Raw genomic sequence first — 17,712 nt, forward strand, 5'->3', positions numbered from 1 at the left:
ATTATGGTCGAGCGCTCGGCACGAACACATAGCCATCGGGGCCAACAATATAGCATTCGCGCAGGCCGTGCGGCTTGTCGATCGAGCCGGCAAGCACGATGTGGCCGAGTGCCGCCGCCTTTTTCTCGATCGCATCCGGATCGGCGCCGTAAAGGCGCAGTTCGATGCCGACGCCTCGCGTTTCGGTTCCAGTGACGACGCCCGTCATCGGATTGTCGAGATAGGAATGGTCGGCATGCAGCATGAAGATCGAGCCCAGCAGCTCAATCGCCGCGAAATCCTTCGTCGGCGTAGATGATCCGGGCGCCAAGCACGTCGCGGCAAAAAGCCTCCATCGCCGCCATGTCGGTGACCAGCAGGTTGACGCCCAGTCCTTGCGGCTGCGAGCGGCCGAAATCCCTCGGCCTTCATCCACCGTGTCCTGGTTCGCTTCCATTACCATGGTGATCGTCTCCCTAGCCCGATCCTGATGCATGTCGCCCAGAAGTGTGCCGCGGTTCTGGGACAACGACATGCATCAAAACAAAGACTTAAAGCGCGTCGCCTGATCCGGTTCAGCGCGACGCGCTTTAGTCGAAGCCGACCTTCGGCCCTTGGCATTCGTCAGCAAAATGCTTGCACCAGGCAGGCGCTTCCTTATCTCAGGAGGGGACCGATCCGGCGGGAGAGACAATGGCCGCGAGAACAGCAACCGCCAACCGCTACTACAGCGGCCCGCCCAGCGATCATTTCGACGGCACCTTGTTCTTCAATCCCGGCGGCAAGCCGCCGGGGCGCTTCACCGATCTGCTCAGATGGCAATTCAGCGGCGGGCGGGCGAAATGGCCGGCCGCCTTTCCGAGTCCCCATCCACAAGCAAAGCCGGACGATCGGGTGGACGGCAGCGCGCTCAGGCTTACCATGGTCGGCCATGCCTCGCTTCTCATCCAGACGGCGGGCCTGAACATCCTGACCGATCCGGTCTGGTCGGAGCGTGCCTCGCCTTTTGCCTTCGCCGGTCCGAGGAGGGCAAATGCGCCGGGGATTGCCTTTGCCGACCTGCCGCCGATCGATCTGGTCCTCGTCAGCCACAATCACTACGACCATCTCGACCTTGCCACGCTGAAGCGGTTGAGGCAGAGCCACGACGCGCGCGTCGTCACGCCGCTCGGCAACGATGCCGTCATCAACCGCGCTGTGCCCGGCATGCGGCTCAGCGTGCATGACTGGGGCGGCAGGGTCGACGCCGGCGCGGCCGCCATCCATGTCGAGCCGGCGCATCATTGGTCGGCGCGCGGCGGGCGTGACCGCCGCATGGCGTTGTGGGCGGGCTTCGTCATCGAGACGGCGGGCGGCAACATCTATTTCGCCGGCGATACCGGCTTCCATGACGGTATCAATTACCGGCTGATGGGCGAGAAGCATGGCGGCTTTCGCCTCGCCATCCTGCCGATCGGCGCCTATGAGCCGCGCTGGTTCATGGCGCCCCAGCACCAGAACCCCAAGGAGGCCGTGCAAGGCATGAAGCTGTGCAAGGCCGCGTTCGCCGCCGGCTGCCATTGGGGCACCTTCCATCTCACCGACGAGCCGGTCGACGAGCCGGCGGCAAAGCTCGCCGAGGCGCTGGCCGCGGAAGGCCTGCCGCCGGAGCAATTCCGGGCGTTGAGGCCTGGGGAGGTATGGGACGTGCCGGCCACCTAGCCAAGGAACCCAGGCCGACAAGGCGCGTTGATCCCCACAACGCAACTCGGCTGGGAGCCTCTTCCATGATCAAGTGGATCATCATCCTTCTGATTGTCGCCGCCGCTGCGAGCCTGCTCGGCATGCCGGCGCTGGCTGGCGCAGCCGCCACCGGCGCGCGCATCCTGATCGGCGTCGTCCTGATCATCTTCCTGCTGATCCTCCTCGGCGTCTTCGCGGTAACCTAAGCGCGACCTCTTGGTCGTCGCAGGCGCGACCCCTTGGTCGTCGCAGGCGCGACCTCTTGGTTGTCGCCAAGCGCCCGCCGGACTGGTAATTCCCGCCCGTTTCCGCCATATAGCGCCAAACGGAATTGGCCAAACGGAATTGGAACGACCGGTTAGATGGCAGGCACCGCCCCTTTCGCCAAGATGAACGGCATCGGCAACGAGATCATCGTCGCCGATATGCGCGGCCGCGCCGACAAGGTGACGGCGCAAGCGGCGATCGCCCTCAACGGCGATGCCGCGACCAAGTTCGACCAGATCATGGCGATCCATGATGCGCGCACGGCCGGCACCGCCTACTACGTCGACATCCTGAATTCCGATGGATCCGGTGCGCAGGCCTGCGGCAACGGCATGCGCTGCGTCGTGCAGGCTTTGGCCGCCGAGACCGGGCAGAAGACCTTCACCTTCGAGACCCGCGCCGGCATCCTGAATGCGCGGGAGCACGCCGACGGCCTGATCTCGGTCGACATGGGCAAGCCGCGCTTCGGCTGGCAGGATATCCCGCTCGCCGAGGAGTTCCGCGATACCCGCATGATCGAACTGCAGATCGGCCCGATCGACGCGCCGGTGCTGCATTCGCCCTCAGCGGTCTCGATGGGCAATCCACACGCCATCTTCTGGGTCGACAACGATGTCTGGTCCTACGAGCTCGACCGTTTCGGCCCGCTGCTCGAGAACCATCCGATCTTCCCCGAGCGCGCCAACATCACCATCGCCCACGTCACGTCGCCGCAAACCATGATTATCCGCACCTGGGAGCGCGGCGCCGGCCTCACCAAGGCCTGCGGCTCCGCCGCCTGCGCCGCCGTGGTCTCGGCCGCCCGCACCAAGCGCACCGGCCGCAGCGTCTCGCTGATGACGCCGGGCGGCGGCGAGTTGCATGTCGAATGGCGCGACGACGACCACGTCATCCTGACCGGTGCCGCCGAATGGGAGTTTTCCGGCAGCTTCGATCCCTCGACCGGCACGTGGGCCCGCGACACCGAAAGCGCCGCCTGATGTCCGCCCTTGAAAAAGGGGCGGTCCCCAAAGCCTCCGTCGCGACCGGTATCGACGTCGTCACGTTCGGCTGCCGCCTCAACACCTATGAATCGGAAGTGATGCGCCGCGAGGCCGAAAGCGCCGGCCTCGGCGCGCTCCAAGGCGGCGCCGTCATCTTCAACACCTGCGCCGTCACGGCGGAAGCGGTGCGGCAGGCCAAGCAGGCGATCCGCAAGGCCCGCCGCGAGAATCCTGCTGCGCGCATCATCGTCACCGGCTGCGCGGCGCAGACCGAGCCGCAGAATTTCGCCGCCATGGACGAGGTCGATCTCGTGCTCGGCAATGAGGAGAAGCTCAGGGCCAACTCCTATCGCGCGCTGCCCGATTTCGGCGTCAACGACACCGAGAAGGCGCGCGTCAACGACATCTTTTCGGTACGCGAGACGGCAAGCCACATGGTCGACGCCATCGAGGGCCGGGCGCGCGCCTTCGTGCAGGTGCAAAATGGCTGTGACCACCGCTGCACCTTCTGCATTATTCCTTACGGCCGCGGCAATTCGCGCTCGGTGCCGATGGGCGCCGTTGTCGAGCAGGTCAAGCGTCTTGCCGGCAACGGCTACGCCGAGATCGTTTTGACCGGTGTCGACATGACCAGCTTCGGCGCCGACCTGCCAGGCGGCCCCAAGCTCGGAAAACTGGTGAATGCGATCCTGCGCCAGGTGCCGGACGTGAAGCGGCTCCGGCTGTCCTCGATCGATTCCATCGAAGCCGACGACGACCTGCTCGATGCCCTCGCCACGGAGCCTAGGCTGATGCCGCATCTGCACCTGTCGCTGCAGTCGGGCGACGACATGATCCTGAAGCGCATGAAGCGAAGGCATCTGCGCGATCAGTCGATCCGCTTCTGCGAGGATGTGCGCAAGCTGCGCCCCGGAATCGTCTTCGGCGCCGACATCATCGCCGGTTTCCCGACCGAGACCGAGGCGATGTTCGAGAATTCGGAAAGAATAGTCGAGGAATGCGGCCTGACGCATCTGCACGTCTTCCCGTTCTCGCCTCGCGAGGGCACGCCCGCCGCCCGCATGCCGCAGGTTCGCCGCGAGGTGGTGAAGGCGCGCGCCGCCAGGCTGCGCGCCGCCGGCGAGGCCGCTTATCGTCGTCACCTGTTGTCGCTAGCCGGCAGCCGGCAATCGATCCTGGTCGAGCGCGACGGCCTCGGCCGCACCGAAGGGTTCACGATCGCCGCGATCGCTGCTGGACAGCCGGGCGAGATTGTCGACGCCATGATCACCGGCCATGACGGCGCCAGACTGATCGCGGCGCCGCTTGCCGCGCAAGCCGCCTGAGAAACTGCGAGACGCATGGCTGGTTTTTTCAAGAAGATATTTTCGTTCGGCAAGAAAGAGGTCGTCGAGGAGCGCGTCGACGAGACCGCGCCGCTGCCGCCGATCAGATGGGACGCGCTGGACACGCTGAAGCCGGAGCCTGCCGACGCGCCGGAGGTTTTGGCACGCGAGCAGGAGCCTGTGGCGGAGGCCGCGCCGGCGCTTGAGCCGGTGATTGAAGCCGCCCCTACCCCTCCGCCGCTTCCCGAAGAGCCGATACCCGAGCCAGCGCCGGCTATCCCACAGCCACCAGGACCGGCAATTCCCGCCGAGCCGGAGCCGCTACCGGAGCCTGAGCCCGAAGAAGAGCCGCAACCGGCGCCTGAGAAGCCCGAGCCGCCGGCGCCCGAGGAAGTGCCACCGGCGCTACCTGAGCCTTCACCGGCGCCCGAACCTGCTCCGCAGGAAGTGCCTGTACCCGCGCCGGCGCAGCCGGACATCGAGCCTTCGCGTCCAGAACCGCAGCCTGAGCCGGCTCCGGTCGAAGTGCCGACGCCGCCTGCCGAAGTCCCGGTCGAAACGCCGGCGCCGATCGAGATTCCGCCAGCGGCGCCGCCCGCCATCGAGCCATCCTCGGAAGCCGGCGCCGCCCCTCATCCGCCTGCCGGCACCTTCTCCCCGTATAGGGACGGGGAGAAGGGCGAAGCTCCAGCACTGGTGCCCCCCTCTCCCCGTCCTTCACGGGAAGAGGGTAAGGGTGAGGGGCAGCGCCAGCTTCCGGAAGGTCAGGCACCATCCGCCGAGGCCAGCTCGGAAATCGCGCCTCCTGTTCGACAGCCCGCGCCTATCGAGCCGCAGCCGATCCATGCCGAGATCGCGCCGGAACCGGAGGTAGTACCGCCACCACCAAAACCCGCCCCCTCCCCAGGCAAGGTCACCGTCGCCAAAAAGGTCGAGCAGAAGGCAGAGCCGGTAAAAGCGCCCGAGCCTGCGCCTCGGCGCTCCTGGTTCCAGCGCATGCGCGACGGGCTCGCCCGTTCCTCGCGCGAGCTCACCGGCAACATTGCCGGCGTCTTCACCAAGCGCAAATTGGACGACGACACGCTGCAGGACCTGGAGGACGTGCTGATCCGCGCCGATCTTGGCGTGGAGACAGCACTTCGCGTCACCGATTCGCTTGCGGCCAGCCGCTACGGCCGCGACGTCTCCGACGCCGAGGTCCGCGCCGTGATGGCGGCGGAGGTAGAGAAGGTGCTGACGCCGGTCGCCAAACCGCTCGAGCTCGATCTCAGCCACAAGCCGCATGTCGTCCTGGTCGTCGGCGTCAACGGCACCGGCAAGACCACGACCATCGGCAAGCTCGCCGCCAAGCTCACCGACGGCGGCCTCAAGGTGATGCTGGCCGCCGGCGACACGTTTCGCGCGGCTGCCATCGAGCAGCTGAAAATCTGGGGGGAACGCACGAAATCGCCGGTCGTCGCCTCGAAACTCGGCGCCGATGCGGCCGGCCTCGCCTATGACGCTTTCGAGAAGGCGAAGGAGGCCGGCTCCGACGTGCTGATCATCGACACCGCCGGCCGCCTGCAGAACAAAACCGAGCTGATGGCGGAATTGGAAAAGATCGTGCGCGTGCTGGGCAAGCTCGATCCGGAAGCGCCGCACACGGTGCTGCAGACGGTCGATGCCACCACCGGCCAGAATGCGCTCAACCAGGTCGAGATCTTCCGCAACGTCGCCGGCGTCAACGGGTTGGTGATGACCAAGCTGGACGGCACGGCGCGCGGCGGCATTCTGGTGGCGATCGCCGCCAAGCACCGGCTGCCGGTCTATTTCATCGGCGTCGGCGAGCAGGTCGACGACCTCGAACCGTTTTCCGCCAGCGAATTCGCCAGAGCAATTGCCGGCGTGGCTTGAATAAAGCGCGATCTTTTGAAATGGCCTGTTTTTTGGCCAGATCGTGCGCAAGAAGGGTTTTTATGGATATCCTCGAACGCGACCCGTCCGATCCACGCCGCAAGCCGATGAACCCCGGCTTGAAGTTCCTGCTCGAGCTCGGACCTGGCCTGGTGTTCTTCTTCACCACCATCCGCGGCGAGTGGCTGGCCGAGAAATTCCCGGTGCTCTCCCATCTCGGCGAGCCGATCCTGATCGCCACCGCCTTCTTCATGGTCGCGACGGCGCTGTCGCTGAGCGCTTCCTGGCTGCTGACGCGCAGCCTGCCGCTGATGCCGCTGGTCTCGGCGATCGTCGTCTTCGTGTTCGGCGCGCTGGCTCTGTACCTGCAGGACAAGACCTTCGCCTTTATGAAGCCGACGATCATCAATTCGCTGTTCGGCGTCACGCTGCTCGGCGGGCTTCTGTTCGGCCGGTCGCTGCTCGGCTACGTCTTCGATTCCGCTTTCCAGCTCGATGCCGAAGGCTGGCGCAAGCTGACTTTCCGCTGGGGGCTGTTCTTCCTCTTCCTCGCCGTGCTCAACGAGGTCGTGTGGCGCAACTTTTCCGAGGCGACCTGGCTTTATTTCAAGGTCTGGGGCACGATCCCGATCACCTTGCTGTTCACCTTCAGCCAGATGCCGCTGATCATGCGCCACTCACTTGAGGAAAAGCCCAAGGAAGAGAAAGCCGGAAACTAGAGCAATTCCAGGAAAAGTGTGAAACGGTTTTCCTGGAATTGCTCCAATGCTGAACATCATCGCCATATCAGGCAGCCTGCGCGCCGCCTCGACCAATTCGGCCTTGGTGGCGGCTTTAGCCGCCAACGCGCCCGCGGACTGCCGCGTCGAGGTTTATGACGGTCTTGGCCGGCTGCCGATCTTCAATCCCGACGACGAGGGCGAGCGCACGCCGCCCGAAGCGGCGCGGCTGATCGAGGCGGTGACCCGCGCCGATGGCGTCATCGTCTCCTGCCCGGAATATGCGCATGGCGTGCCCGGCGGCATGAAGAACGCGCTGGACTGGCTGGTGTCGCGCGATGCCGCCGTCGGCAAGCCGGCGATGCTGGTCCATGCCTCGGCCCGGTCGCTCTATGCGCGTGCGGCGCTGAGCGAGATAATGCGGACCATGTCGTTCGCGCTCTACGAGGAGGCGCTGGAGATCGCGCTGCTGGGCAAGAAGCCGGCGGAGATGGCGGCTATCCTGGCGAAGGATGCGAACCGACAGGCGATGCACGACGCGGTGCAGGCTTTCGCCGGGTTTATTCGCGGGCGGTGAGCGCCTTTCCCTTCTCCCCTTGTGGGAGAAGGTGGCCGAGCGAAGCTCGGTCGGATGAGGGGTGTTCCAGCTTGGAAAAAGCGCCGGTCCAGCGACGAGGCGCGGCGACGGAAGGCCAGCGTAGCACCCCGTCCAGCACCCCTCATCCGTCTCGGCGCTAAAGCGCCGATCCACCTTCTCCCACAAGGGGAGAAGGAAGAAGCTACCCCTTCCTCCGCGTCTCGACATCGGTCTTGCCGACATACCAGTCGCGGGCGTTGACCTCCTCGAACACCACCCAGACATCGTCATTGCCGAGCCCGGTGGCCTCCATGATGGCCGCGGTGACCTTCTTGGCGATGTCAGCCTTCTTGCCGGCCGGGTCGGCGGCAATCACTTCCTTGACGATGCGGATGTTGACGAATGGCATGATGTCCTCCCGTTCAATTGCACACGCGGTCGAGGCTGTTTCGAAATTCGCTCCGGCGAGTCATATGGTGGCGGTTTCGAGAACCGGCCTACGCCGACCGTAGCCGCAACCGCGCGACCACGCATGAGTGCTTCGGCCGGCGAAGGCCGGAAGCGCAGAAAACGCCGGCAGATGGCCGCCGGAGTAGAATTTCCAAACAGTCTCGCCTCAGTAGGTCTTGGCCCCGTTCACCATCAGCCGAACCATATAGAGCGAGGTGGTGCCGGCGATGTAGAGACAGTTGAGCTTGTTGCCGCCGAACACGCAGTTGGCGGTCACTTCCGGCACCTTGACCTTGCCGATCAGTGTGCCGTCCGGATCGTAGCAATGGATGCCGTCGGACGCACTTGTCCAGATGCGTCCGTCCGAATCGAGCCTGAATCCGTCGAACAGGCCTGCCGTGCAGTCGGCGAACACCTTGCCGCCCGAAACCTTCTTGCCGTGCTTGCCGACAGTGAAGACGCGCATATGAGCCGGGTTCTTCTCGCCATGCGTGCGGCCGGTGTCGACGACATAGAGCAGGCTTTCGTCGGTTGAGAAGGCAAGCCCGTTCGGCCGCACCATATCGGTGATGACCGCCTCGACATCGCCCGTATCCGGATCGACGCGATAGACATTGCAGGCGCCGATCTCGCTTTCGGCCTTGTCGCCCTCATAATCGGTGTCGATGCCATAGCTCGGGTCGGTGAACCAGATCGAGCCGTCGGAACGCACCACCACGTCGTTGGGCGAGTTCAGCCGCTTGCCTTTCCATTTGTCGGCGATGGTGGTAACCGAGCCGTCATGCTCGGTGCGGCTGACGCGGCGGCCGGAATGTTCGCAGGTCACCAGCCGGCCCTGCCGGTCGACGGTATTGCCGTTGGAATTGCCGGATGGCTGGCGGAACACGCTGACGCTGCCGTCGGTCTCGTCATAGCGCAGCATGCGGTTGTTGGGGATGTCGGACCAGACGACATAGCGGCCGGCGGCGAACCAGGCCGGCCCTTCCGCCCAGCGGCATCCGGTGAAAAGCTTCTCCACCTGCGCGCTGCCGTTGAACAGGCGCGCGAAGCGCGGATCGAGAACCTCGTAATAGTCTGCGGCCGCCATGCATTTCCTCCCGGCATCACGTGACGGGGTGGATCAAGCCAGCCCGCAACCAATCTGGCAAGACGGCAAGCCGGCAATTTGTATGACAAAAACGGAGAAGAACTGGGCGAAGTGGGCGCCCTTGCATGCCGCGCTGGGCGCATGGCCTGTTAGTTCGGAATTAACCGGCTATGCGCTAATTGCAATGGTGCATTGCAACATCTTTCTTTTGCAATGCACCATTCCTATGTCATGCTGGCAATCGATCAGGGAGGAATAACCGGCCGCCAATGCGGCACAGAAGGAGCCCTGTGATGTTCGACAACCTTGTCTCTCGCGCCCGCGCCAGCATGGCCAAGCGCCGCCACTACAACCGCCTCGTCGCCGAAATCGAGAACCTGTCCAGCCGCGATCTCGCCGATCTGCGCGCCGACCGTTCCGAGATGCTCTACCAGGTCCACAAGCAGATCTACGGCTGAGCGATCGCCCCTCACCCGGATCGCCAACCGAATTGCGAAGGGCAATTCGGGGCAATCCGACCTCTCCCCGAGGGGAGAGGAGCAAGTAAGCGCCGGCGCCAACCTCTTCTCCCCTCGGGGAGAAGGTGGCCGCGTAGCGGCCGGATGAGGGGGCGCCTTAACCCCGCGCCGCCAGCGCCTTCTCGACCTGCGGCAACAACAGGTCCCGCGCCGACTCCGGCGTCAGCGGCCCGACATGCTTGTAGGCAATCTTGCCGTCCTTGCCGATGACGAAGGTCTCCGGCACGCCATAGACGCCCCAATCGATCGCCGCGCGCCCGGCCGGGTCGACGCCGATAGCCTGATACGGATTGCCGAGATCGCCAAGGAAGCGGCGGGCGTTTTCCGGCTGGTCCTTGTAGTTCAGCGCCGCGAGCGTGAAGCGCTTGTCCTGCGACAGGCCGAGAAGCACCGGATGCTCTTCGCGGCACGGCGCGCACCATGATGCGAAGACATTGACCAGCGTCACCTTGCCGGCGAAGTTTTTGGAATCGAGCCCAGGCAGGTTCACGCCTTCGAGTGGCGGCAGGCTGGTCTGCGGCGCCGGCAGGCCGATCAGCGCCGAGGGGATTTCAGCGACATCGCGGCCTGACAGAAGCTGCGACAGGAACAACCCCGCCAGCCCCAGGAACACCAGCAACGGCAGGAGCACGAACAGGCGCCGGCGCGGCGCCGGCGCTTGGCTTTCGGGGCTCATGATTTGACGGCCTTGTTCGAGCGCCGACGCACACCGGCCGCTTCCAGCGCCGCGAGCTCGCGCTTGCGCGCCCGCTGGTCGAGCAGGATCCAGCCGATCAGCCCGGCGAGCACGACGGCCGTGATGGCATAAGCGGCGGTTACGAACAGGGCGTGCGCGCTCATGTCAGCCGCTCCCCACTCTCCGCCGTGCCAATCGCTTCAATCATGTCTTCCCTTAGAGGGTTTCACCGTTTCACGGAAACGACGATCCGCTCTATTTCCTTGTTTTGACGCAATTCCGGACGGAAAACCGCTCACACTTTTCCTGGAATAGCTCCGCCGCTGCCGTCCCGCAATTTGTCGCGGTGCCGCAGTCGCCCTTGTCGCATCAATCCGTCCCGTGCCGCAGCGCCACCGCCGCCGCCAAGGGGCCCAGCACGGCAAGAAACAGCGTCAGCGCGGCAAGAATGAGGAAAGGCTGCAGGAACGGCGCCGGATCGGCGACAGCGCCATAACTGGCCGAGACACCGAAGATCAGCACCGGAATGGTGAGCGGCAGCACCAGCACCGAGATCAAGAGCCCGCCGCGCGGCAGCGCCACCGCGACAGCGGCGCCGGCAGCGCCTATGAAGGTGATGGCCGGCGTGCCGACAAACAGCGTCAGCGCCGTGGCGCCGATGCCCAGCGGCTCCATGTTCATGAACAGGCCGAGCAGGGGTGCGGCGACCACCAGCGGCAGCACGCTGCCCGTCCAATGCGCCAGGCATTTCGTCAGCACCGTCAGCGCCAGCATGTGGCGGTCGCTATTGAGCACCAGAAGATCGAGCGAGCCGTCCTCGCGGTCGGCCTGGAAGAGGCGGTCGAGACCGAGCAGGCAGGCGAGCAGCGCGGCGATCCACAGGATCGCCGGACCGATGCGCGACAAGAGGTTGAGGTCGGGTCCGACGCCGAACGGGATGGTGATGATGACGGCGAGGAAGAAGATCACGCCGATCAACGCCCCGCCGCCGGCGCGGATCGAAAGGCGGATATCGCGCAGGAAGAGGGCTAGCATCGGCTAAGCACCTCTTTCGCACGATCGCTTTTCTTACAAACGTCGCGTTCCTTCGCACCCCCCTCTGTCCTGCCGGACATCTCCCCCGCAAGGGGGGAGATTGGATGTCGCGTCGGCTTTCGCCAATCTCCAAGGTCGAAAGATGGGCGCCGGCGGTCAAGCTCCCAATCTCCCCCCTTGCGGGGGAGATGGCCGGCAGGCCAGAGGGGGGTGCCTCGCACCGACATCAATCCCCCATCCTCAGCGCCTTCGCCCCCTGCAGCCCCAACGGCAGATGCGTCGCCGCCAGCAAAATCCCCCCATCCTCCAGATGCCCCCGCATCAGCCCAGCGAACCGCTCCTCCGACGCCTTGTCCAGCCCCGCCGTTGGCTCGTCGAGTAGCCAGATCGGCCGCCTGCTGACCAGCAGCTTCGCGATCGAGGCACGCCGTCTTTGCCCGGTAGACAGATAGCCGAAGGGCAAATGCCCGAGCCCGCCAAGCGCCACCGTCTCCAGCGCCTCTTCGACGCTCAACGCCGCCTCGCCCTGGAAAGCCCGCCAGAATCCCAGATCCTCCTCGACGCTCAGCGCCGGCTTCATCGCGTTGAGATGGCCCAGATAATGCGAGGCCGAGGCGACCGTCGGGAAAGCCTCGCCGCCGCCTTCGACAAGCACTTTGCCTCCGGCGGCCGGCAATAGCCCGGCGACGACTCTCAGCAGCGTCGATTTGCCCGAGCCGTTCGGCCCGCTGACAATGAGCGCCTCGCCCTTGTCGAGCGCGAAGCCGATATTGGAGAAAACCGCCTCGCCGCCGCGCTCGCCGCCCAGATTTTCGGCGATCAGCCGCATTCCTTGTCCGTCCCGAAAGCACCGTTTCGCGGCGCTCGCCGCCTCACGCAAATTCGTCTCTCGACTGTCTAGAACTATTCCGGGAAATTCTCTATATGCGGTTCATCCGTGCCAGCGGTCGGCGCGGGAACAGGATTAGCGCCGAACCAGCGCACGCGCCGCCTTGAACGGCTCGGGTTGCTCGGGAACGGACAGCGGAAATGGCCGTACCCGCACCTTTGCGCGTGATTGCATGCCAACGGCGTCCGTTCCCTTTCAGGCTGAACAGACAAGGACGGATCGCCGTGACGAAATCCCTCGACAGTTTCAATTGCCGCCGCACCCTGACCGCAGGTGGCGCCGACTATGTTTACTTCAACCTGGTTGAGGCCGAGAAGAACGGCCTCACCGGCATCGCAAAGCTGCCCTATTCGATGAAGGTGCTGCTGGAGAACCTGCTTCGCAACGAGGATGGCCGCTCGGTCACCAGGGAATCGATCCAGGCGGTCGCCGCCTGGCTGACCGACAAGGGCACCGCCGGCGTCGAGATCGCCTATCGCCCGGCCCGCGTGCTGATGCAGGATTTCACCGGCGTTCCGGCGGTGGTCGACCTCGCCGCCATGCGCGAAGGCATCAAGGCGCTCGGCGGCGACCCGGAGAAGATCAATCCGCTGGTGCCGGTCGACCTCGTTATCGACCACTCCGTCATCGTCGACGAGTTCGGTACGCCGATGGCCTTCGCCCGCAATGTCGAGCTCGAATATGAGCGCAACGAAGAGCGCTACAAGTTCCTGAAATGGGGCCAGCAGGCGTTCCGCAACTTCCGCGTCGTGCCGCCCGGCACTGGCATCTGCCACCAGGTCAACCTCGAATATCTCGGACAGGTGGTGTGGACCAACGCAGAGGACGGCGAGGCGGTCGCCTATCCCGACACCTGCGTCGGCACCGATTCGCACACCACCATGATCAACGGCCTCGGCGTGCTCGGCTGGGGCGTCGGCGGCATCGAGGCCGAGGCCGCGATGCTCGGCCAGCCTGTCTCCATGCTGTTGCCCGAGGTCATCGGCTTCCGCCTCACCGGCAAGTTGAAGGAGGGCGTGACCGCCACCGACCTGGTGCTCACCGTCACCCAGATGCTGCGCAAGAAGGGCGTGGTCGGCAAGTTCGTCGAGTTCTTCGGCCCCGGCCTCTCCAACATGACGCTGGCCGACCGCGCCACCATCGGCAACATGGCGCCCGAATATGGCGCGACCTGCGGCTTCTTCCCGGTCGACTCGGAAACCATCCGCTACCTGACGATGTCCGGCCGTGAAGAGAACCGCATCGCGCTGGTCGAAGCCTATTCGAAGGCGCAAGGCATGTGGCGTGACACCGGCTCGGCCGATCCGGTCTTCACCGACCTGCTTGAGCTCGACCTCGGCGACGTCGTGCCGTCGATGGCCGGCCCGAAGCGGCCCGAAGGCCGCGTCGCCCTGCAGGATATCCCCGCCGGCTTCGCCAAGGCGATGGAGACCGAATACAAGAAGGCCGCCGAGATTTCGAAGCGCTATGCGGTCGAAGGCACCGACTACGATCTCGGCCATGGCGACGTCGTCATCGCCGCCATCACCTCCTGCACCAACACTTCCAATCCGAGCGTGCTGATCGGTGCCGGCCTCTTGGCCCGCAACGCCAACCGGCGCGGCCTGAAGCAGAAGCCGTGGGTCAAGACCTCGCTCGCCCCCGGCAGCCAGGTGGTCGCCGAGTATCTCGAGAAGTCGGGCCTGCAGAAGGAGCTCGACCAGATCGGCTTCAACCTGGTCGGCTTCGGCTGCACCACCTGCATCGGCAATTCCGGCCCGCTGCCGGCGCCGATCTCGAAGACCATCAACGATAAGGGCCTGATTGCTGCCGCGGTCTTGTCCGGCAACCGCAACTTCGAAGGCCGTGTCTCGCCCGATGTACAGGCAAACTACCTCGCCTCGCCGCCGCTGGTGGTCGCGCATGCGCTGGCCGGCACGGTGACCAAGGACCTCACCACCGAGCCGCTCGGCGAAGGCAGCGACGGCAAGCCGGTCTATCTCAAGGACATCTGGCCGACTTCGGCCGAGATCCAGGAGTTCATCGAGAAGAACGTCACCCGCGAGCTGTTCGCGCGCAAATATGCCGACGTCTTCAAGGGCGACGCATATTGGCAGAAGGTCAAGGCGCCGGAAGGCCAGACCTATGCCTGGGACGATCACTCGACCTATGTGCAGAACCCGCCCTATTTCGCCGGCATGGGCCGCTCCTTCGGCAAAGTCGGCGACATCAAGGGCGCGCGCGTGCTTGGCCTGTTCGGCGACAAGATCACCACCGACCACATCTCGCCGGCGGGTTCGATCAAGGCCGCCTCGCCGGCCGGCAAATATCTCACCGAGCATGGCGTCGGCGTCGCCGACTTCAACCAGTACGGCACGCGGCGCGGCAATCATGAGGTGATGATGCGCGGCACCTTCGCCAACATCCGCATCCGCAACCACATGCTGGGGGAGAACGGCCGCGAGGGCGGTTACACGATCCACTACCCCTCGAAGGAGGAGATGTCGATCTACGACGCCGCGATGCAATACAAGCAGGAAGGCGTGCCGCTGGTCATCTTCGCCGGCGTCGAGTACGGCAACGGCTCCTCGCGCGACTGGGCGGCCAAGGGAACCAACCTGCTTGGCGTCCGCGCGGTCATCGCCCAGTCCTTCGAGCGCATCCATCGCTCCAACCTGGTCGGCATGGGCGTCATCCCCTTCGTCTTCGAGGACGGCACCTCATGGGCCTCCCTCAATCTGAAGGGCGACGAGCTGGTCGAGATCGACGGGCTGGACGCGATCAAGCCGCGCCAAAAGATGGTCGCCAAGGTCACCTTTGGCGACGGCACGGTGAAGAATGTGCCGATCATCTGCCGCATCGATACGCTGGATGAACTGGACTACTTCAAGAACGGCGGCATCCTGCAATACGTGCTGCGCGATCTGGCCGCGTAGCGGCCAGGCAGTAGGGCTTAGGCAATAGGCAGTAGGGAAATAGGATACCTACTGCCTACTGCCTACTGCCTAAGCTTCGGCGCCCCGAACCTTGCCGTCGCCGCCAGCAGCACGGCGAGCATCAGCGCGTTGAAGACGTGCCAGAGGAAATGCGTGCCGAGCGGGAAGCTGGCGCAGACGATCGGGTCGACCATGCGGCAGATGACCGAGACGACGAAGATCGCCGACCCGGTCAGATTGTACCAGCCGGCCCGGTTGCCGGTGGCTGCTACCCACACCCCGAAGAAGGCAAGCGCCAGGAAAGGCGGCAGGTAGCTGGTGGTGCCGTTCGAAGCCTGGCGCAGCCAGTCCGGCACGGCAAAGGTGATCAGTCCGGCGACGACATAGAAGGCGATGAAGACCGGGATCGCCTTGCCCCATGAAATGTCGAGGAAGCGGCGCAGGTTGAACAGCGTGTAGGCCAGCGTGAAACTGGCGATCGGCAGGATGTCGGCCCAGATCGTGCCTTTGGTGGCGAAGGTGTGGAACAGGGCCGAGCCGATGCCGATCGCCACCACCCACCAGGCCAGCACTTCGGCGAAAGCACCGGTCTTGTACCGCCGCACCTGCCGGACGCCCCACAGTCCCGCGGCAATGAAAACCAGGTTGGTCAAAGCATTAGCCGGCTCTGCCCAGAGTCCAGGCCCGGTCCGTTCGCAATAGAGATCGACGGGGGTCAGGAGAGTTTGCCACATAGTGAAGATGCTGCTCCCGAATCGAACCACGCCGTGAAATGCAATGGCCTCTCCTATTGCCCCCTTACCTGAGGTTGCAACCGCAAAATTTCACTGCAACGTGACTTCCCGTTGACTGTCGCTTCTGCCACATATTTTAGCAATCAGAACAAGGCCGGCGTCACCGGCGGGAATTGGAAAAGTCATGGCATTTCGAGGACGATTGCGGCTTGCGGCACTAGCGCTGGCCCTTACGGCGTTGGGCGGCGTGGCCCTGGCAGCCGAGCCTGAGAAGGCCGCGACCGACAAGCCGCAGACCGACAGGGGCCAAAGCGAAAAGCCTTTGGGCGTGGTCGAATTGTTCACCAGCCAGGGCTGCAGTTCCTGTCCGCCGGCCGACGAGTTCTTCGCCGAGCTCGCCGGCAAGGACGACATCGTAGCGCTCGCCTACCACGTCAATTACTGGGACTATCTCGGCTGGCAGGACACGCTCAGCACCAAGAAAAACACCGAGCGGCAGTATGATTACATGCGCTCCTTCGGCAGCCGCTCGGTCTATACGCCGCAAGCCGTCATCAACGGCCGCAGCCACGTCAACGGCGCCAGCCGCAAGGAGGTCGACGGCGCGCTGGCCCGCATGGACAGGACCGGCGAGGGCATGCGCGTCGGCATCAAGGTGAGCCGCACCAGCGACCGGGTCATGATCGACGCGGGCGACGCCGGCAACGGTCCGACCGATGCCCATGTGGTGATCGTCTATTTCGATCGGCCGCAGATGGTGCAGATCGGCCAGGGCGAGAACAGCGGCCGCAGCCTGACCTATTGGAACGCGGTCTCCGACATCCAGACCGCCGGCATGTGGCACGGCAAGGCGCAGCGCTACGAATTGCCGATGACCGAGATCGCCAAGAAGGGCGGCTGCGCCGTGCTGCTGCAGTCGGTCGGCAAGGACGGCATGCCCGGGCCGATCCTCGGCGCCGCCTTCATCCGCAAACCGGATCGTCTCTAGCTTTTTCCCTTCTCCCCCTGTGGGAGAAGGTGTCGCCGAAGGCGACGGATGAGGGGTGTTCCAGGGAACACCCACGTCTCACTCCGCTGGAACACCCCTCATCCGTCTCGGCGCTGTCGCGCCGATCCACCTTCTCCCACAAGGGGAGAAGGAGAGTCCCGCCAGCCCAATAAAAAACCGGCGTCAGCTTGCTTCTGACGCCGGTTATTCAGGTTTTGGGATCGTCGCACCTGATTTTTCCAAGGAAAAACCGAGGTTGGTTCGATCCGACGCTGACCCGTGGGCGGGGGGCTTGGGGTTTACGAGCCGGTGCCGGACCGAACCGTCTCAGGCAACGCCGGTAAATTCGTCGGACATTGGGGCATGAGCGCGGATTATTTGTGGCGAGAATATGGCGGAACATCACCAATTCCAACATGTGTTTCGCAAACGTGACTGGACGTTTGGGAAACCGCGCGACCGTGCGCGTGCTTAGCCGGCCCTCGCAATGCCATCGTGCCCTTGCAATTCCATCATGAAAGCGCGAACCTTGGCCGGCGCATGATTCAATCGAAGGATCGAGGCATGACCGATCGCAGCAGCGGGACGGAGGATGGGGAAGCATCCGGAATATTGATCCCGTTGCACGAGGCGCGCAGCGCACGCCTCGATCAGCCGGTGCGATTCGACCGGCGCGAATTAGACCAGATACTCAGGCTTTACGGACGCATGGTGGCGGCCAATGAATGGCGCGACTATGCCATCGATCATCTCACTGATCGCGCAGTCTTTTCCGTCTTCCGCCGGGCCAGCGAAGTGCCGCTGTTCCAGATCGTCAAGGACCCGAAGCTGGCGCGCCGGCAAGGCGCTTTCGCCGTCATCGCCGCCGGCGGCCGCATCCTGAAACGCGGCCAGGAACTCGGCCGTGTGCTTGGCGTGTTCGATCCCAAGCTGAGGGTCGTCGAGGCGTGAAGGG

At 64.5% G+C, this 17,712-nt stretch carries 19 protein-coding genes; 11 read left to right on the forward strand and 8 right to left on the reverse strand.

The window, feature by feature from the left end:
* Position 1: 1 nt before the first annotated feature.
* A complete protein-coding gene (locus ACWGS9_RS10165; protein WP_454505117.1) occupies positions 2-442 on the reverse strand; it encodes a VOC family protein in 441 nt (146 codons plus the stop codon).
* A 230-nt stretch (positions 443-672) separates the two neighbouring features.
* Here ACWGS9_RS10165 and ACWGS9_RS10170 point away from each other — a divergent pair, with 230 nt between their 5' ends.
* The 7 genes from ACWGS9_RS10170 (at position 673) to ACWGS9_RS10200 (ending at position 7,465) form a co-directional block, all read left to right on the forward strand.
* Positions 673-1,680 carry an MBL fold metallo-hydrolase gene (locus tag ACWGS9_RS10170; protein ID WP_454505118.1) on the forward strand — a complete coding sequence of 336 codons (1,008 nt, stop codon included), beginning with the start codon at positions 673-675 and terminating at the stop codon, positions 1,678-1,680.
* 65 nt (positions 1,681-1,745) lie between these two features.
* Positions 1,746-1,907 carry a DUF1328 domain-containing protein gene (locus ACWGS9_RS10175; RefSeq protein ID WP_320217716.1) on the forward strand — a complete coding sequence of 54 codons (162 nt, stop codon included), beginning with the start codon at positions 1,746-1,748 and terminating at the stop codon, positions 1,905-1,907.
* Positions 1,908-2,063: 156 nt separating this feature from the next.
* Positions 2,064-2,948: a diaminopimelate epimerase gene (dapF, locus tag ACWGS9_RS10180; RefSeq protein WP_454505119.1), complete on the forward strand. Its 885-nt coding sequence runs from the start codon at positions 2,064-2,066 to the stop codon at positions 2,946-2,948.
* Entirely contained in the window at positions 2,948-4,276 is a 1,329-nt protein-coding gene (gene mtaB / locus ACWGS9_RS10185) for a tRNA (N(6)-L-threonylcarbamoyladenosine(37)-C(2))-methylthiotransferase MtaB (RefSeq protein ID WP_454505120.1), read from the forward strand. Before dapF ends, mtaB begins: the two co-directional genes overlap by 1 nt.
* Positions 4,277-4,291: 15 nt before the next feature.
* Entirely contained in the window at positions 4,292-6,169 is a 1,878-nt protein-coding gene (gene ftsY, locus ACWGS9_RS10190) for a signal recognition particle-docking protein FtsY (protein WP_454505121.1), read from the forward strand.
* A gap of 62 nt (positions 6,170-6,231) precedes the next feature.
* On the forward strand, positions 6,232-6,888 hold the full coding sequence (locus tag ACWGS9_RS10195) for a septation protein A (RefSeq protein ID WP_454505122.1): 657 nt from the start codon (positions 6,232-6,234) through the stop codon (positions 6,886-6,888).
* Positions 6,889-6,934: 46 nt separating this feature from the next.
* Positions 6,935-7,465: an NADPH-dependent FMN reductase gene (locus ACWGS9_RS10200; protein ID WP_454505123.1), complete on the forward strand. Its 531-nt coding sequence runs from the start codon at positions 6,935-6,937 to the stop codon at positions 7,463-7,465.
* A 202-nt stretch (positions 7,466-7,667) separates the two neighbouring features.
* On the opposite strand, the gene ACWGS9_RS10205 is transcribed toward ACWGS9_RS10200, so the two are convergent.
* Both ACWGS9_RS10205 and ACWGS9_RS10210 read right to left on the reverse strand, forming a co-directional pair.
* Positions 7,668-7,874 (reverse strand): tautomerase family protein, encoded by a 207-nt coding sequence (locus ACWGS9_RS10205; RefSeq protein WP_454505124.1) that lies wholly within the window; start codon positions 7,872-7,874, stop codon positions 7,668-7,670.
* A 207-nt stretch (positions 7,875-8,081) separates the two neighbouring features.
* Positions 8,082-9,002 carry an SMP-30/gluconolactonase/LRE family protein gene (locus tag ACWGS9_RS10210; protein WP_454505125.1) on the reverse strand — a complete coding sequence of 307 codons (921 nt, stop codon included), beginning with the start codon at positions 9,000-9,002 and terminating at the stop codon, positions 8,082-8,084.
* A gap of 293 nt (positions 9,003-9,295) precedes the next feature.
* On the opposite strand from ACWGS9_RS10210, the gene ACWGS9_RS10215 reads away from it, so the two are divergent.
* Positions 9,296-9,460 carry a hypothetical protein gene (locus ACWGS9_RS10215; RefSeq protein WP_181177681.1) on the forward strand — a complete coding sequence of 55 codons (165 nt, stop codon included), beginning with the start codon at positions 9,296-9,298 and terminating at the stop codon, positions 9,458-9,460.
* A gap of 157 nt (positions 9,461-9,617) precedes the next feature.
* Here ACWGS9_RS10215 and ACWGS9_RS10220 read toward each other — a convergent pair whose 3' ends face one another.
* The 4 genes from ACWGS9_RS10220 to ccmA all read right to left on the reverse strand — a co-directional run bounded on the left by ACWGS9_RS10220 (position 9,618) and on the right by ccmA (position 12,060).
* On the reverse strand, positions 9,618-10,196 hold the full coding sequence (locus ACWGS9_RS10220; protein WP_454505126.1) for a DsbE family thiol:disulfide interchange protein: 579 nt from the start codon (positions 10,194-10,196) through the stop codon (positions 9,618-9,620).
* Complete coding sequence (gene ccmD / locus ACWGS9_RS10225) at positions 10,193-10,360, reverse strand: heme exporter protein CcmD (protein ID WP_454505127.1); 168 nt, start codon at positions 10,358-10,360, stop codon at positions 10,193-10,195. Before ccmD ends, ACWGS9_RS10220 begins: the two co-directional genes overlap by 4 nt.
* A 205-nt stretch (positions 10,361-10,565) precedes the next feature.
* The gene (gene ccmB, locus ACWGS9_RS10230) at positions 10,566-11,231 is read right to left on the reverse strand and encodes a heme exporter protein CcmB (protein WP_454505128.1); all 666 of its coding nucleotides are present in this window, start codon (positions 11,229-11,231) and stop codon (positions 10,566-10,568) included.
* A 226-nt stretch (positions 11,232-11,457) separates the two neighbouring features.
* Positions 11,458-12,060 carry a heme ABC exporter ATP-binding protein CcmA gene (gene ccmA, locus ACWGS9_RS10235; protein ID WP_454505129.1) on the reverse strand — a complete coding sequence of 201 codons (603 nt, stop codon included), beginning with the start codon at positions 12,058-12,060 and terminating at the stop codon, positions 11,458-11,460.
* 284 nt (positions 12,061-12,344) lie between these two features.
* Between ccmA and acnA the strand changes: the two genes are divergently transcribed.
* Complete coding sequence (gene acnA, locus ACWGS9_RS10240; protein WP_454505130.1) at positions 12,345-15,035, forward strand: aconitate hydratase AcnA; 2,691 nt, start codon at positions 12,345-12,347, stop codon at positions 15,033-15,035.
* Between the two features lie 62 nt (positions 15,036-15,097).
* Here acnA and ACWGS9_RS10245 read toward each other — a convergent pair whose 3' ends face one another.
* On the reverse strand, positions 15,098-15,769 hold the full coding sequence (locus ACWGS9_RS10245; protein ID WP_454505131.1) for a ceramidase domain-containing protein: 672 nt from the start codon (positions 15,767-15,769) through the stop codon (positions 15,098-15,100).
* A gap of 184 nt (positions 15,770-15,953) precedes the next feature.
* On the opposite strand from ACWGS9_RS10245, the gene ACWGS9_RS10250 reads away from it, so the two are divergent.
* Both ACWGS9_RS10250 and ACWGS9_RS10255 read left to right on the forward strand, forming a co-directional pair.
* Positions 15,954-16,757, forward strand: a complete 804-nt coding sequence (locus ACWGS9_RS10250; protein ID WP_454505132.1) for a DUF1223 domain-containing protein — start codon at positions 15,954-15,956, stop codon at positions 16,755-16,757.
* 564 nt (positions 16,758-17,321) lie between these two features.
* On the forward strand, positions 17,322-17,708 hold the full coding sequence (locus ACWGS9_RS10255) for a DUF2794 domain-containing protein (protein WP_454505133.1): 387 nt from the start codon (positions 17,322-17,324) through the stop codon (positions 17,706-17,708).
* Positions 17,709-17,712 lie beyond the last annotated feature (4 nt).

The organism is Mesorhizobium sp. Arg314, assembly GCF_053714275.1.

Bases quoted from the DNA above. Each gene is read 5' to 3' on its own strand.
- ACWGS9_RS10165 (WP_454505117.1), bottom strand. From the start codon at position 442: ATGGTAATGGAAGCGAACCAGGACACGGTGGATGAAGGCCGAGGGATT.
- ACWGS9_RS10170 (WP_454505118.1), top strand. From the start codon at position 673: ATGGCCGCGAGAACAGCAACCGCCAACCGCTACTACAGCGGCCCGCCC.
- ACWGS9_RS10175 (WP_320217716.1), top strand. From the start codon at position 1,746: ATGATCAAGTGGATCATCATCCTTCTGATTGTCGCCGCCGCTGCGAGC.
- dapF (WP_454505119.1), top strand. From the start codon at position 2,064: ATGGCAGGCACCGCCCCTTTCGCCAAGATGAACGGCATCGGCAACGAG.
- mtaB (WP_454505120.1), top strand. From the start codon at position 2,948: ATGTCCGCCCTTGAAAAAGGGGCGGTCCCCAAAGCCTCCGTCGCGACC.
- ftsY (WP_454505121.1), top strand. From the start codon at position 4,292: ATGGCTGGTTTTTTCAAGAAGATATTTTCGTTCGGCAAGAAAGAGGTC.
- ACWGS9_RS10195 (WP_454505122.1), top strand. From the start codon at position 6,232: ATGGATATCCTCGAACGCGACCCGTCCGATCCACGCCGCAAGCCGATG.
- ACWGS9_RS10200 (WP_454505123.1), top strand. From the start codon at position 6,935: ATGCTGAACATCATCGCCATATCAGGCAGCCTGCGCGCCGCCTCGACC.
- ACWGS9_RS10205 (WP_454505124.1), bottom strand. From the start codon at position 7,874: ATGCCATTCGTCAACATCCGCATCGTCAAGGAAGTGATTGCCGCCGAC.
- ACWGS9_RS10210 (WP_454505125.1), bottom strand. From the start codon at position 9,002: ATGGCGGCCGCAGACTATTACGAGGTTCTCGATCCGCGCTTCGCGCGC.
- ACWGS9_RS10215 (WP_181177681.1), top strand. From the start codon at position 9,296: ATGTTCGACAACCTTGTCTCTCGCGCCCGCGCCAGCATGGCCAAGCGC.
- ACWGS9_RS10220 (WP_454505126.1), bottom strand. From the start codon at position 10,196: ATGAGCCCCGAAAGCCAAGCGCCGGCGCCGCGCCGGCGCCTGTTCGTG.
- ccmD (WP_454505127.1), bottom strand. From the start codon at position 10,360: ATGAGCGCGCACGCCCTGTTCGTAACCGCCGCTTATGCCATCACGGCC.
- ccmB (WP_454505128.1), bottom strand. From the start codon at position 11,231: ATGCTAGCCCTCTTCCTGCGCGATATCCGCCTTTCGATCCGCGCCGGC.
- ccmA (WP_454505129.1), bottom strand. From the start codon at position 12,060: ATGCGGCTGATCGCCGAAAATCTGGGCGGCGAGCGCGGCGGCGAGGCG.
- ACWGS9_RS10245 (WP_454505131.1), bottom strand. From the start codon at position 15,769: ATGTGGCAAACTCTCCTGACCCCCGTCGATCTCTATTGCGAACGGACC.
- ACWGS9_RS10250 (WP_454505132.1), top strand. From the start codon at position 15,954: ATGGCATTTCGAGGACGATTGCGGCTTGCGGCACTAGCGCTGGCCCTT.
- ACWGS9_RS10255 (WP_454505133.1), top strand. From the start codon at position 17,322: ATGACCGATCGCAGCAGCGGGACGGAGGATGGGGAAGCATCCGGAATA.